A 13,276-nucleotide genomic window follows, 5' to 3' on the forward strand; every position below is an offset into this window, starting at 1 on the left:
CTTGAAAGCATTCTGAGGGCAAAGCGGTCGGCGATGGCAACTAAATCTGTTCTCCTGATCGTTAGTGGCGGCATCGCCGCTTATAAAGCGCTTGAACTTGTTCGCTTGCTAAAGCGTCAGGGTGTTGCCGTTCGCGCGGTGATGACGAAAAGCGCGGCTGAATTTGTCACACCGCTTTCGATGGGCGTCATGACCGAAGACCAAGTATATGGCGACATGTTCGACCTGAAGGAAGAGCGCGAAATCGGGCATATTCAGTTGAGCCGTCAGGCCGACCTTGTGGTGATTTGTCCCGCCACTGCCAATATCCTTGCCAAGATGGCCGCTGGCATCGCGGATGATTTGGCGACCACTATTCTGCTCGCGACGGATAAACCCGTTCTGGCGGTTCCGGCGATGAATGTCCGCATGTGGAACCATCCCGCGACACAGCGGAACTTGGCGCAACTGCGCGCCGATGGCGTGCACATCATGAACCCCGACGAAGGGGCAATGGCGTGCGGCGAATTCGGCCCGGGCCGCCTGCCCGAACCACCGGCCGTTGCCGAACAAATTTGCAGCATGCTCGGCGTACCCTTCAATACGCAACTGGCGTCGGGTCGTTCGCCAACGACCATGCCAAGCGCAACGCCGCTTACCGCGCAACCCGATTTTGCCGATGTCGAACATCGTCCGTTGTTTGGCAAACGCGTGCTTGTGACCGCTGGCCCCACGCATGAGGCGATTGATCCTGTACGCTACATCGCCAACCGCTCATCGGGGCGTCAGGGTTTTGCCATTGCAGCGGCGGCGGCTGATCTGGGCGCTGAAGTTACGCTGATAGCTGGCCCCGTGCATCTGCCGACACCGCCCGGTGTCTTGCGCATTGATGTCGAAACCGCGCTGGAGATGCAGGCTGAGGTGGAGAAAGCCCTGCCCGTCGACGCCGCTATCATGGTCGCCGCCGTCGCGGACTGGCGCGCCGCACAAGCGCCGGACCAGAAAATCAAGAAAGACGGCAATGCCATTCCGCCGCTCGCGTTGACCGAAAACCCTGACATCCTTGCAAGCCTGACCACCCATAAGCAACGTCCGAAGCTCGTAATCGGCTTTGCGGCAGAAACCGAAAATATCATTGCCCATGCGCAGGCCAAGCTTGCGAAGAAAGGCTGCGACTGGATTGTCGCCAACGATGTGTCTGGCGATGTCATGGGCGGTGAGAATAACGCCTTTCATATCGTAACCAAAGCAGGCGTTGATAGCTGGCTGGAAAGTCCCAAGGACATTATCGCACGAAAATTGATGGAGAAGGTCGCAGATGAGCTCGCAAAAAGTTGAAGTGCGCGTCAAGCGCCTGAACCATGGCGCGGGCTTGGCTTTGCCCGCATATGCGACATCGGGCGCGGCCGGCATGGACATTTGCGCCGCCGAAAGCCTGAATCTGCGCGCTGGCAAGCGCCATGCCGTCGCAACCGGATTCGCCTTTGCCATTCCCGATGGATATGAAGTGCAGGTGCGCCCGCGCTCGGGCCTTGCGCTGAAGCATGGGATTACCTGCCTCAACACACCCGGAACCATCGACAGCGATTATCGCGGCGAAGTGAAGGTCATTTTGGCCAATTTGGGCGAAGATGATTTCATGATCAACAAAGGCGACCGGATTGCACAGATTGTGGTGGCGCCTGTCACCCACGGCCACTTGGTCGAGGTTGATGACTTGGACGAAACCGTGCGTGGCGCTGGGGGTTTCGGCTCAACAGGCGTATGACGCTTAACGATCAACAGCTTGACCGTTATGCCCGCCACATTGTGTTGCGGGATATTGGCGGCGCGGGTCAAAGCAAATTATTGTCGAGCCATGTCCTGCTGATTGGCGCAGGCGGGATAGGATGTCCGGCGATCCAATATCTTGCGGCGGCAGGGGTCGGAACCATCAGCGTTGTCGATGATGATGATGTGGCGCTGTCCAATCTCCAGCGTCAGATTTTGTATAGCGACCGTGATATTGGCACCGCCAAAGTGGAAGCGGCTGGCGCGGCAGCGGCGCGGCTAAACCCCGACATCACCTTCAACGCGCTTCAGCAGCGGATTGGCAAAGACACCCGCGCTGACATATTGGCGGGCGTTGATGTTGTGATCGATGGCAGCGACAATTTTATGACGCGCCTGATCGTCAATGACCTGTGCCTTGCGGCCAAAGTGCCGTTGGTCAGCGCCGCAATTGGGCAGTTTCACGGACAGATTGGCACATTCACCGGGTGGCAGGCAGACGCGCCATGCTATCGCTGCTTCGTTGGTGACGCCCACGACCCCGATGATTGCGACGATTGCGCCACACAAGGCGTTCTGGGCGCGATGTGCGGGCTTATGGGCAGTTTCGCAGCGATGGAGGCGATACGCGCGCTGACAGGCTTTGGAGAGCCGCAGCAGGGCAAGCTGCACCTGTTCGACGGACTGACGCCATCGATGCGGTCCATCAAATTGCCAAAAGATCCGGCCTGCTCCAGCTGCGGCGGCTTAACCGCCTAAAAGTTCGTCCACCCATTGCGGAACAAGCTCCGTCGCCGGGCCATGGCGCGATTCCGTGAACCAAGAACTGCTATGCGACGGTTCAAGGTTCAGCTCCAATGTGGCTATGCCGTTTTGACGCGCTTCACGCACAAGGCCGGCGGCGGGATAGACTGCGCCGGACGTTCCAATGCTGACGAACAAATCAGCGCGGTTGAGTGCGTGGTAGATATCACCCATGCGGTAGGGCATTTCGCCGAACCAGACGATATCAGGCCGCAATTGGCCAGATATGCCGCACGATGGACAGGCTGGTCGGTCAATCAATGTGCCGCGCCAGCCATGGCGCACATCGCACGCGGTGCACCACGCATTCAGATGCTCCCCATGCATATGCAGCAGGCGTTTGGTTCCTGCCCGTTCGTGCAAATCGTCGACATTCTGGGTCACCAAAAGCAAATTGCCGCTCCATTCCGCATCGAGCCGCGCCAGCGCATAATGCGCGGCATTTGGCTCCACCTGCTGAATGCGTTCGCGGCGCATATCGTAGAAGCGCAGCACAAGGTCGGGGTCGCGGGCAAAGGCCTCCGGCGTTGCGACATCTTCAACCTTATGCTGTTCCCACAATCCACCCGCACTGCGAAACGTATCAATACCGCTCTCGGCACTGACACCTGCGCCTGTCAGAATGACGATGTTTTTGATTTGGCGATCCACATTTGCTCCTTCACCGTCCCGCTGTGGCTGACGTCGTACACAGCACAACTTGTTTCGGCTCCCTAATATAGTAAGACCCTCAAACAATATCAGGGTGACGGTTATGAAAATAGGTATCATTGGCAGCGCGGGCCGCATGGGGCAGGCTTTGGTCGACGCAATTGCGGCGGATGGTCAGGAATATGCAGGCGGCGTCGACAAAGGCGATGACCTTGCCGCGCTGGTTGGGTCATCTGATGTACTTGTCGATTTTTCCAGCCCGCATGCGATTGAGGCGAACCTTGATGCATGCGTTGCTGCGGGCAAACCGATCGTCATTGGCACCACTGGTTTGGAGGAACGCCACCATTTCCTGATTGACGACGCAGCGCGCGACATTCCGGTTTTGCAGACGGGCAACACCTCATTGGGCGTAACCATGCTGTCAGCGCTCGTGCAGCAGGCCGCGCGCCAATTGGGTGAAGATTGGGATATCGAAATATTGGAGATGCACCACCGGCATAAGGTGGATGCGCCATCTGGAACCGCGCTACTGCTAGGCGAAGCCGCAGCCAGCGGACGCGGCATTGACCTAAAGCAACATAGCGACCGTGGCCGCGACGGCATCACCGGCGCGCGCAATGCCGGCGACATTGGCTTTGCATCCTTACGCGGCGGCAGCGTCGCAGGGGACCATCATGTCATTTTCGCATCCGAACATGAACGCATCGAGCTGGTCCATCGCGCAGAAACCCGCGCGATATTCGCGCGCGGCGCGGTAAAAGCCGGCGTTTGGTTGACCCGCCAAAAAGCGGGCCGGTTCACGATGCAGGAAGTGCTTGGCCTTTGAAAAAGGCAGATATCTTCGAATTTTACCGCCGCCTTGCGGAGGCGAATCCTGCGCCTGAAACCGAGCTTGCATATGGCAATGCCTATCAATTGCTTGTTGCGGTCACTTGCTCTGCCCAATCGACGGATGTCGGGGTGAACAAAGCCACCAAGGCATTGTTTGCGGAGGTCAAAACGCCCGCGCAGATGGTGGCGTTGGGTCTTGATGGGCTGAAGGCGCATATCAAAACCATTGGGCTGTATAACAACAAAGCCAAAAACGTGATTGCCCTGTCGGAAATATTGGTGCGCGACCATGCAGGCGAAGTCCCGGCCGACCGCGACGCGCTTGAGGCGCTGCCCGGCGTTGGACGTAAGACGGCAAATGTCGTGATGAATACCGCTTTCGGCGCAGAGACCTTTGCCGTCGATACGCATATTTTCCGTGTCGGCAACCGGACCGGGATCGCGCCAGGCAAAACCGTGCTCGCCGTTGAAAAGGCACTCGATAAAAAGACACCACAACCGTTTCGCGTTGGCGCGCATCATTGGCTGATCCTGCACGGTCGATATATCTGCAAAGCGCGCACGCCGGAATGTTGGCGCTGTCCGGTCGCGGACTTGTGCCGCTTCAAACCAAAAACGCCTCCGCCCAAAATCAAGTCAGCTACAGTTCAGACTGACCCCGTTAAACCGGCCGCGTAACATTGGAGAGCAAACATGCGTAAAATGCTGCTGATCATTCCTGCTGTGGCGCTGCTTTCGGGCGGCGGCGCGATTGCACTTTCCCGCGATAAAGCCCCCGAACCCGTCAGAGCGGTCGGCGAACCAAAAAGCTGCGTCACGATATCGCAGATACGGTCAACGAAAGTCATCGATAGCCGCACTATCGATTTTCGCATGGCTGGCGGCAAGACCTATCGTAACACTCTGCCGCAAAGCTGCCCCGGTTTGAAATTCGAGGAGCGTTTTTCCTACCGCACGTCGATCAATCAATTGTGCAGCGTCGATATTGTGCGCGTTTTGCACGACGAGGGCGGCCGACTGTATGAAGGCGCAGGATGCGGCCTTGGCAAGTTTCAAGAGATTGAAAAGGTTACTGCCAAATAGGTCAACCCGCACCATCACACGTCGATGGAGAGGGTAAAACTACCCTTTCTTGCACTACATGGTCTGTAATATCTCATCGATCCTAGCAACGCTCAGCTCTCAAAGCTCATGGTTCCAGTGTGGGTAATGCCCGGCCCAAGATACGCGTGAACATCGAAGCCTGCCTCCGTCACGCGCCGACAGAAACTAAAATCCTCTGAGAGTTCCGCACCGTTTTCATCAACAATATTGTTGAAGAACCCATACATCTTTTTATCAAAGTTATGCGTGGTTGTCCGCAATTCGGGGGCTAGCTCGCGTTCAATGATTGTTTCAAGCACTGTCCGCTGCACAATGTGAAAACCGGTGCCGATAAATTCCACCTTCCCGATAGTGCCATATTCGGGGTTTTTACTATTTGCGTAACAGCCGATATACGGTGCGACAGCAAACCTAGCGTTTTTGCCTCTCATGCCTGCTACAATAGCATTTTCGAAAGCGGTTAGGTCAATTGTACGTTGTGGCAGATAAACCCCCACAACGGGGGAATTATGATCCAAGAGCATTTGAAGAGCTATTGGACCAATGCCAACGTCGTCATCAATGCCTATGAAGGTATCGTAATCACCCTCCAAAAATTCGGCAGCAAGAATGTTCCGAGCCGCTGCTACCTCCGCATATGAGACCCACGAGAATTTATAGCGGATTGATCGACTGTTTAAAATGGTGGTTAAACGCATCAAAGTTGCAGCGGTTGCACATGATATGGTGGCACGTACTGATGGAATACCAATTAAAACAGACATTTATTACTCCCACCTACATGACCGCAATCGTTCGATAATCAATGTGGATGCTAAATATCGAATTTAACCGCCTGTAAATTACATATTGTCAAAATTGTTAACATTCCGAAGTTAAGCTGGACAAAACCAGCCCAAGCGAGGCCGGCTGGGGAACCTTATCGCCAATAATCGGATAAATTTATTTCCCCGTCCAGTTGCCAGGACGCTTTTCGACAAACGCAGCCATGCCTTCCTTCTGATCTTCCGTACCAAACAGTCCATGGAACAGGCGGCGTTCGAATATAACGCCTTGCTGCAATGTCGTTTCAAACGCGGCGTTGACCATTTCCTTGCAAGCGAGCGCAGCCAGTGGCGCCATCGCAGCGATCGCGGTTGCGGTCTTCATCGCCTCATCCACCAGTTCAGCCGCTGGAACAACCTTCGCGACCAACCCAGAGCGTTCAGCCTCATGTGCGTCCATCATACGGCCCGTCAGGCACATTTCCATCGCCTTGGCCTTGCCAATCGCACGCGTTAGCCGTTGCGAACCGCCCATGCCGGGGGTGACCGCAAGTTTGATTTCAGGCTGCCCGAATTTTGCATTGTCGCCGGCAATGATAAAGTCGGCCATCATGGCAAGTTCGCATCCACCACCAAGCGCAAAGCCGTTCACGGCCGCAATCCATGGCTTGCGTGTCGCGGTCACGCGATCATAGCCGGCGAAAAAGTTGTGGCCATACATGTCCGCAAAGGACTGGCTTTGCATTTCCTTAATGTCCGCGCCCGCAGCAAATGCCTTCTCGCTGCCAGTCACCACAGCACAACGTTGGCTGTCGTCGGCATCGAATGCAGCGAGGGCAGCAATGAGGTCCGCCAGAACCTGGCTGTTCAACGCGTTCAACGCCTGCGGACGATTGAGCGTGATTAAAGTCACCGCACCGCGTTGTTCGACCAATATCGTTTCGTAGCTCATAGCGGCTTCCATTCTTCTTGAGCGGGTAATGGGGCAAAGATCGCATCGATGAGTGCGTCCGTAACGCCTTCAGCTGTCGCGGGATCCCATTTAGGGGCATTGTCTTTGTCGACGATCACGGCCCGCACGCCTTCAGCGAAGTCAGGGCGCACAATCACGCGGCTGGCGATACGATATTCCATGGCCATGTTATCGGCAAAGTCAGTGAGCTTCAGGCTCTCCGACAATTGGCGTAATGCAACTTTACAGGTTTGTGGGCTTTTGGTCCGCAAAGTCGCGAGCTCTTTCATGGCCCATTCGCTTTCATCGCCTTCCAAGCTCGCGAGAATATCCTCTAGCCTATCAGACGCAAAATGGCGGTTGATCTGGACTATTGTCTCGATGATTTTGGAATCGGGCGGCGTTACCGACAAGGTTCCCAATATGCCGTCAATCCGTTCGACATCCTCGGTCGCGATCCGCGACTTCGCTTCGGCAAGAGCATTGCTCGTCAAATAATGTGTGGCCAGTCCAAGCGAGAGACAACCGGCCCCTGCGATACGCGATCCAGTTAACGCCAGAAACTGGCCAACACGTCCCTCAAGCCGCGAAAGATACCATCCGCCCCCGACATCGGGAAACAAGCCAATGCCCGTTTCAGGCATGGCAAACTTTGTGTTCTCGGTCGCTACACGGAAACGCGCAGGCTGGCTGATGCCAACGCCGCCACCCATCGTAATGCCGTCCATGAACGCCACAACAGGCTTGGGATAATTAATCAGCAAATGGTTGAGCTGATATTCGTCGTGGAAGAATTTACGCCCGGATTCGCCGCCATCATTCATGGCCGAATTGCGCAAAAAGGCGATGTCGCCACCGGCGCAAAAACCGCGCCCGTCGGCATGATCAATAACCACGCACTTCACCGCAGGATCGTCCCGCCATTCCAGCAGGGCCGCAGTCATTGCATGCACCATCGGCAATGTCAGCGCGTGGAGCGCCGATGGCCGGTTCAAGCTAATGAAACCGGCATGTCCTTCGACTTTTAGCAAAATATCATCGGTCATTGGCGTAACAAATCCCGTCCGATAATCATACGCATGACCTGATTGGTCCCTTCCAAAATCGAATGTACCCGCAAGTCGCGCCAGAAGCGCTCAATAGGATAATCGCGCAAATATCCATAGCCGCCGAAAAGCTGCAGCGCCTTGTTCACTATCTCGCTTCCGCTGTCTGTCGACAGTCGCTTCGCCATCGCGGAAAAGCGCGACTTGTCCGGTGCGTTTGCCGTGACCTTGGCCGCAGCGATGTAGAGCAACGCACGCGCGGCTTCCAAATCGGTGGCCATGTCGGCGAGCATGAATTGGGTATTCTGAAAATCGGCGACAGGTTGGCCAAATTGCTGACGCTCTTTGGTGTAAGCAATGGCTTCGTCGAGGCAACGTTGCGCACCGCCAAGCGAGCACGCACCGATGTTCAAGCGCCCGCCGTCCAAGCCCATCATCGCAAAGCGGAAACCATCCCCCTCTGCGCCCACGCGATTTGCAACCGGCACGCGGCAATCTTCAAATATCACTTGCGCCGTGGGCGAGGCATTCCAGCCAAGCTTTTTCTCTGGCGCGCCGAAGCTTAAGCCCGGCGTATCCTTATCGACCACAAGGCAGGTGACACCCTTGGTCTTTTCCTCGCCGGTGCGGACCATGACCACATAGACGTCATTATAACCCGCGCCGGAAATGAACTGCTTCGTGCCGTTTACGATATAATGGTCGCCATCGCGCCGCGCGCTTGTCTTCAGCGCTGCTGCGTCCGAACCGCTGCCGGGTTCCGTCAGGCAGTAGCTGGCGATTTTCTGCATCGACACAAGGTCGGGCAAATAACGCGCCTTAAGCTCCGCGCCGCCAAAGCAGTCGATCATCCACGCAGCCATATTATGGATCGAAATGAAAGCACTTGTGGTGGGGCAGCCATAGGCCATCGCTTCCATGATCAGCGCCGCTTCCAACCGTCCAAGGCCAGTGCCACCCGATTCTTCGGACACGTAAATGGCGCCAAAGCCAAGTTCGCCCGCCGCTTTCCAGACATCGACCGGATAATGCGACTTTTCGTCCCATTCGGCTGCAAAGGGCGTAATCGCGTCCGCGGTGAATTTGCGCGCCATATCTTGGATGGCGATCTGATCGTCCGTCAATTCAAATTGGTTTTGCATAACCTCGCCGTAGCATCGCGTTTTTCAGTTATCCAGCCAATAGCTTCGGGCAGCGCACATATCGCGTCACCGGGCAAATCGAAGGGCGCAGTGATGTGCTCTACCCGCCGTGAAACCGCGCCCTTCGTAAAAAAGTGGAGCTGCCCAAAAAAAACTTGGCGCGATGCCGCTCCGCCTGCTAACCGCACGCCATAAGCACCCATAGCTCAGCTGGATAGAGCGCTGCCCTCCGAAGGCAGAGGCCAGAGGTTCGAATCCTCTTGGGTGCGCCATTCAAAACATTGATATATAACAATATTTAAACGAAGCGATGTGCGAATTGCGGCTTAAATAGCGCATTTTAGCTATGCACAAATCATGCACAAATATCTGTGTTCATTCGCCAACTTCCTGATTAGGCTGAAAAAGTCGGAGGAATGCGGTTTATGGCTAATACCAAGCCGTGTTGATAGCAACTCACGCGCCCATTTACGTTGGCTGATGCTCAAAATTTTCCAAGGTTGAGGTGTAAATTTTTTCCACACCTCACAGGACATGAAACCGCGTATCCTTCGCATTCAATTGCAAAGAACGGTCTATGCTTGGCCGTCTATGACGATCAGAATGGCTGGAAAGTCGCGGAGGTGTCAGAAATGCCGTTTGAATTGTAAATTCACCCCGATTTTCAGGGGATCGCATATCATGATTTACACGCTCCGCCGATGTAGCGAGGCGTCAAAACTCAAAGTTGTTTGCACGAATGCTTTGGTTTGATAGTGGCCCCCATCTCGGAGAATTTTTAAATGCCTACAAATAACGTTAACCAGAGTTCTGTTGCCGGTTTGCCTGACGCTGGTTGGACAGTCCTGGTTGTCGATGATGACCAAGATTGCTTGGACGAATATCGTGAAGCGGTATCTAATCTCGGATACGCTGTGAGATGTGCCGAAAGCACGCCGGCTGCTTTGTCGCAGATTTCGAAACATCCTGACATTGGTATCGTTTTAACCGACCTGAAAATGCCAGAAATGGATGGAAATACACTTCTGTCTGAGATTGCGATTAGATTTAAGCCGTATCGCCCAATTGTAACGTTAGTGACAACTGGTCATTCAAGCCTCGATGCCGCCGTTTTAGCGATGCAATCACAAGCCTCAGATTTTCTTACAAAGCCTGTTTCAATGCCTGATCTGGCATCCGCTTTGCTTCGCGCCTCGGCAAAGCTGTCGACCGCAACCCCTTCCTATCAATTAGCGGAACGTTTGAATAACTCCGCTTCGCGTGAAGATGCAAACCCCATTAGGGCGTCTTTACAGCGTGATGGCAAACCAAGCGAACGCGAGCTTCGCGCGTTCATCAAGCTGCTGTTCAAATATCACCACAACAAGGCACAGTTCTTCGATCCAGCGACCTTAACAGGGCCTTCATGGGAAATTTTGTTAGATCTTGCCGAAGCCAGCCTGCGCGGAGAGCCAGTTCCTGCATCAAGCGCATCCGCGGCAACATTGGTGCCGTTGAGCACGGCATTGCGCCACGTGAACAATTTGGTTGAAGCAGGCTTGGTGCGCCGCTGGATCGACCCATCAGACAAGCGCAGGACCTTACTGGAACTTGAGCCAGAGGCAAAAGCCGCCATGCAGAGCTATCTTGAAACGGCTTGGCAGTTTCAGCCTCAGCCTATCTAAGGTTTCCTTCCATTGGGAGACCGAAGGCAACAGTGAAGACGCCAGCGATGCGATACACCGCAAAGCCACCGCACTGGCCGGTTTAAAGGCGACCAAGCGCGCGCTAATTGTCGATTTCCAATAACGCCGCCTCAGGCAACTGCAACAATTCAGGCCGCATCGGCTTTCATCTAAAACATTCTATAAAAATCATATATTTTACATAAGCTTGTCGATGAGACCAAGGAGTTCTGAGGACGCGAGCGGCTTTCGCATGAACATCCAGCCAGGCTGTAACGCTGCCGTTTCCGGCACGTAGCCACTCATTAAGATGACCCGAATACCCGGCTGGGCAATACACGCCTTGCTTGCGAGCTCTGCTCCATCCTGCTGCGGCATTACAATGTCGGATAAAAGTAGGCGGTAAGAACGCTTTGCGAGCGCTTCGAGCGCCTGTGCGGCGGACAGACAGGGCGTAACAAAATATCCCTCCATCTCAAGCATTTCGACGAGGGCCTCAAGCGCATAAGGCTCATCTTCTACTAACAAAATGCTCCGCTCGTTTGGAACGGCGTCAACAGACGCATCTTCAACAGACGGATCATCTGGACACATCATCGCGTCTAGGGCGATAGGGAAATGCAGAAATACCCTCGTGCCCTCACCAGGCGTTGACTCCAACCATACATCGCCCCCCATTTCGACGGCGTACTCGCGCACCGAAGCCAGCCCCAGTCCCGTGCCGTTGGGTTTTGATGAAAAAAGCGGTTCAAAAGCGCGGGACAAAAGCGCTTCATTCATGCCGCTGCCGGTATCGGCGATTTCTATGGCGATATATTTGCACGGCGATGATTCTGGGGGGTCGTCCGTTTTATTAGCCAAGCCGTCTCTAACAGTCGTGGCAACGCTAATATGTCCCCCATCGGGCATCGCTTCGCGGGCATTTATCAGTAAGTTAATAATACAATTTAGTAACCCGTTGTAACTGAGAACGGCTTTGCATGAACCAGAGTGCAGCGTCATGCTTAGACCGACTTTCGAGCCGACAACCGTTTTCAAAAAAGCACTATTTTCGGTAATGATATCATCAATTGAAAGCGCAGATAAGGTCTCTGAACTCTGGTGCGATAGAGCCATAAGGGACTGCGAGATTTCAGATCCCCTGGCAGCCGTATCACCAATTATTTGTGTAAGATTTGCGATTTTGCCATCGGCACTGGGGGCCCGCGCGAGCCGCTCGGTATTTAAACTAATGATCGACAGAAGATTGTTAAAATCATGCGCCAAATAACCGGAGACGCGGCTGGTTCGTTCCAGCAGGGCCGAATATCTCTGTCGCTCATATGCCAGCTCTAATGCGGTATCTTGGGCTTCCTCCAACATAGCGCGCTGGACCGCAATCAACATAATTGCCTGTATTTCGGGGTCGGCATAACCGAAATCAGTCAGTTCAAGTTGTTGGCTTGCAAGATATTGACTGGTGGTAACGTGCCGCAGCGCCAAAAAATATCCATCAGGTTGCTGGCCGGCCAAACCATGCAACCTTAGGTTGCCGCACTTTGACGCAATCTCGATCGGGTGGTCAGGTCGCTCCTGAATGTCGCAAACCGTTGCAACGTCATTACTGATGACATCGAAATAATCATCAAATGCATGGCCGATTTGTAAACCGGGCAAAAGTTTGCGGATCGATGGCCCAGAGCCTGCCAAACGGAAGTTTTTGTCTAACAGGAGATATGCCGGAAACAGCTTGCCAAGCTGGGCATCTGTCAGCTGAACGAACATCTTATGCGTGGCCGTCTTTATAACGGATTTCGAAAACTGCGTTGCACGTAGCACTGTCGGCAATGGCAACTTCGCCGATCAAACCAAATCGCTCAATCAGGCCATAAAAAAGCCCAGACACAAAATTTTCCAGTCCCGTCCTCTGGGAATGATATTCGACTTTTAAAAAGCCCGGTTCGCTAAGCACCACATTGAAATTGGGTAATCGTGAACCCGGCATAGCCATGCCAACCGATAAATGAAGCCGATCAAGGTTCGAGATGAAGCTTACCAGATCATGCCCGGTTAAATCCATGGCTGAGGCCAACGAGCCTCGGGATGCATATTCGATCCAGTAGCGGCCAAATTCAAACAAACTCTCACTAGTGGTCAAATTTAGACGGGCCGCCGCTTCCGAGATAATCGCGATCGTCATCGTATCGTCGTACACCATACCGGTGAGCAACTCCGTCGGGCCGATCCCAATCTTCTGTTCCAATGCGAACCAGGCGTCTTCGCCCAGCTTGTCCTGTACCATGCTGCGAATGCCGCGGTGAATCATACCATACATTGATAGTTCCCAAATCTGCGGAGGTGCATCACATCAACCGTTCAAACTGCTGCGCAAATCGTCCAACAATGCCGATAACCGATCTACCTGTTCCTCAATTCTGAGGATCTTTTTATCGAGATAGGCCTTGTCACTTTCAACGTCATTGAATGGGCGCGCGCGAATATTGCTACAACACAGACGGATAACGTTCATCGGTTGGGCCATGTCATGAAACCGCGTTTGATGGTCGATCGGCGACTTTTGCATTAG

Annotated in this window: 15 protein-coding genes and 1 tRNA gene; 8 read left to right on the forward strand and 8 right to left on the reverse strand. The window is 54.1% G+C overall.

Features of this window, described 5'->3' with window-relative positions:
- Positions 1-33 precede the first annotated feature (33 nt).
- From GGR91_RS08145 to GGR91_RS08155, 3 genes are read left to right on the forward strand one after another with little or no spacing between them, the layout of a single operon-like run.
- Positions 34-1,317, forward strand: a complete 1,284-nt coding sequence (locus tag GGR91_RS08145; protein ID WP_183941710.1) for a bifunctional phosphopantothenoylcysteine decarboxylase/phosphopantothenate synthase — start codon at positions 34-36, stop codon at positions 1,315-1,317.
- Positions 1,298-1,747 (forward strand): dUTP diphosphatase, encoded by a 450-nt coding sequence (gene dut, locus GGR91_RS08150; RefSeq protein WP_183941711.1) that lies wholly within the window; start codon positions 1,298-1,300, stop codon positions 1,745-1,747. Before GGR91_RS08145 ends, dut begins: the two co-directional genes overlap by 20 nt.
- On the forward strand, positions 1,744-2,508 hold the full coding sequence (locus GGR91_RS08155; RefSeq protein WP_183941712.1) for a HesA/MoeB/ThiF family protein: 765 nt from the start codon (positions 1,744-1,746) through the stop codon (positions 2,506-2,508). Before dut ends, GGR91_RS08155 begins: the two co-directional genes overlap by 4 nt.
- Here the strand turns inward: GGR91_RS08155 and GGR91_RS08160 are convergent.
- Positions 2,497-3,204, reverse strand: coding sequence for an NAD-dependent deacylase (locus GGR91_RS08160; protein WP_322788795.1), 708 nt, complete (start codon positions 3,202-3,204; stop codon positions 2,497-2,499). The two genes, GGR91_RS08155 and GGR91_RS08160, sit on opposite strands and share 12 nt — an antisense overlap.
- 103 nt (positions 3,205-3,307) lie before the next feature.
- Here GGR91_RS08160 and dapB point away from each other — a divergent pair, with 103 nt between their 5' ends.
- The 3 genes from dapB to GGR91_RS08175 are packed head-to-tail and all read left to right on the forward strand — an operon-like array spanning position 3,308 to position 5,121.
- A complete protein-coding gene (dapB, locus tag GGR91_RS08165) occupies positions 3,308-4,033 on the forward strand; it encodes a 4-hydroxy-tetrahydrodipicolinate reductase (protein ID WP_183941714.1) in 726 nt (241 codons plus the stop codon).
- Complete coding sequence (nth, locus tag GGR91_RS08170; protein WP_183941715.1) at positions 4,030-4,716, forward strand: endonuclease III; 687 nt, start codon at positions 4,030-4,032, stop codon at positions 4,714-4,716. Before dapB ends, nth begins: the two co-directional genes overlap by 4 nt.
- Before the next feature lie 24 nt (positions 4,717-4,740).
- Positions 4,741-5,121 (forward strand): hypothetical protein, encoded by a 381-nt coding sequence (locus tag GGR91_RS08175; protein WP_183942042.1) that lies wholly within the window; start codon positions 4,741-4,743, stop codon positions 5,119-5,121.
- Between the two features lie 92 nt (positions 5,122-5,213).
- Here GGR91_RS08175 and GGR91_RS08180 read toward each other — a convergent pair whose 3' ends face one another.
- From GGR91_RS08180 to GGR91_RS08195, 4 genes are all read right to left on the reverse strand, one after another.
- A complete protein-coding gene (locus GGR91_RS08180) occupies positions 5,214-5,906 on the reverse strand; it encodes a hypothetical protein (RefSeq protein ID WP_183941716.1) in 693 nt (230 codons plus the stop codon).
- A 178-nt stretch (positions 5,907-6,084) separates the two neighbouring features.
- Complete coding sequence (locus GGR91_RS08185; RefSeq protein ID WP_183941717.1) at positions 6,085-6,858, reverse strand: enoyl-CoA hydratase; 774 nt, start codon at positions 6,856-6,858, stop codon at positions 6,085-6,087.
- A complete protein-coding gene (locus GGR91_RS08190) occupies positions 6,855-7,904 on the reverse strand; it encodes an enoyl-CoA hydratase/isomerase family protein (protein ID WP_183941718.1) in 1,050 nt (349 codons plus the stop codon). Before GGR91_RS08190 ends, GGR91_RS08185 begins: the two co-directional genes overlap by 4 nt.
- Positions 7,901-9,046: an acyl-CoA dehydrogenase family protein gene (locus GGR91_RS08195; protein WP_183941719.1), complete on the reverse strand. Its 1,146-nt coding sequence runs from the start codon at positions 9,044-9,046 to the stop codon at positions 7,901-7,903. Before GGR91_RS08195 ends, GGR91_RS08190 begins: the two co-directional genes overlap by 4 nt.
- Before the next feature lie 195 nt (positions 9,047-9,241).
- On the opposite strand from GGR91_RS08195, the gene GGR91_RS08200 reads away from it, so the two are divergent.
- Together GGR91_RS08200 and GGR91_RS08205 are read left to right on the forward strand one after the other, a co-directional pair.
- Positions 9,242-9,318: transfer RNA gene (locus tag GGR91_RS08200), tRNA-Arg, on the forward strand.
- A gap of 510 nt (positions 9,319-9,828) precedes the next feature.
- Positions 9,829-10,710, forward strand: coding sequence for a response regulator (locus tag GGR91_RS08205; RefSeq protein ID WP_281370195.1), 882 nt, complete (start codon positions 9,829-9,831; stop codon positions 10,708-10,710).
- Positions 10,711-10,908: 198 nt separating this feature from the next.
- On the opposite strand, the gene GGR91_RS08210 is transcribed toward GGR91_RS08205, so the two are convergent.
- The 3 genes from GGR91_RS08210 to GGR91_RS08220 are packed head-to-tail and all read right to left on the reverse strand — an operon-like array spanning position 10,909 to position 13,273.
- A complete protein-coding gene (locus GGR91_RS08210) occupies positions 10,909-12,474 on the reverse strand; it encodes an ATP-binding protein (protein ID WP_183941721.1) in 1,566 nt (521 codons plus the stop codon).
- 1 nt (position 12,475) lies between these two features.
- Entirely contained in the window at positions 12,476-13,024 is a 549-nt protein-coding gene (locus GGR91_RS08215; protein ID WP_183941722.1) for a heme NO-binding domain-containing protein, read from the reverse strand.
- A gap of 33 nt (positions 13,025-13,057) precedes the next feature.
- Positions 13,058-13,273, reverse strand: a complete 216-nt coding sequence (locus GGR91_RS08220; RefSeq protein WP_183941723.1) for a hypothetical protein — start codon at positions 13,271-13,273, stop codon at positions 13,058-13,060.
- Positions 13,274-13,276: the final 3 nt, after the last annotated feature.

This window comes from Sphingorhabdus rigui, from assembly GCF_014196595.1.
Taxonomy (GTDB): Bacteria; Pseudomonadota; Alphaproteobacteria; order Sphingomonadales; family Sphingomonadaceae; genus Sphingorhabdus_B; species Sphingorhabdus_B rigui.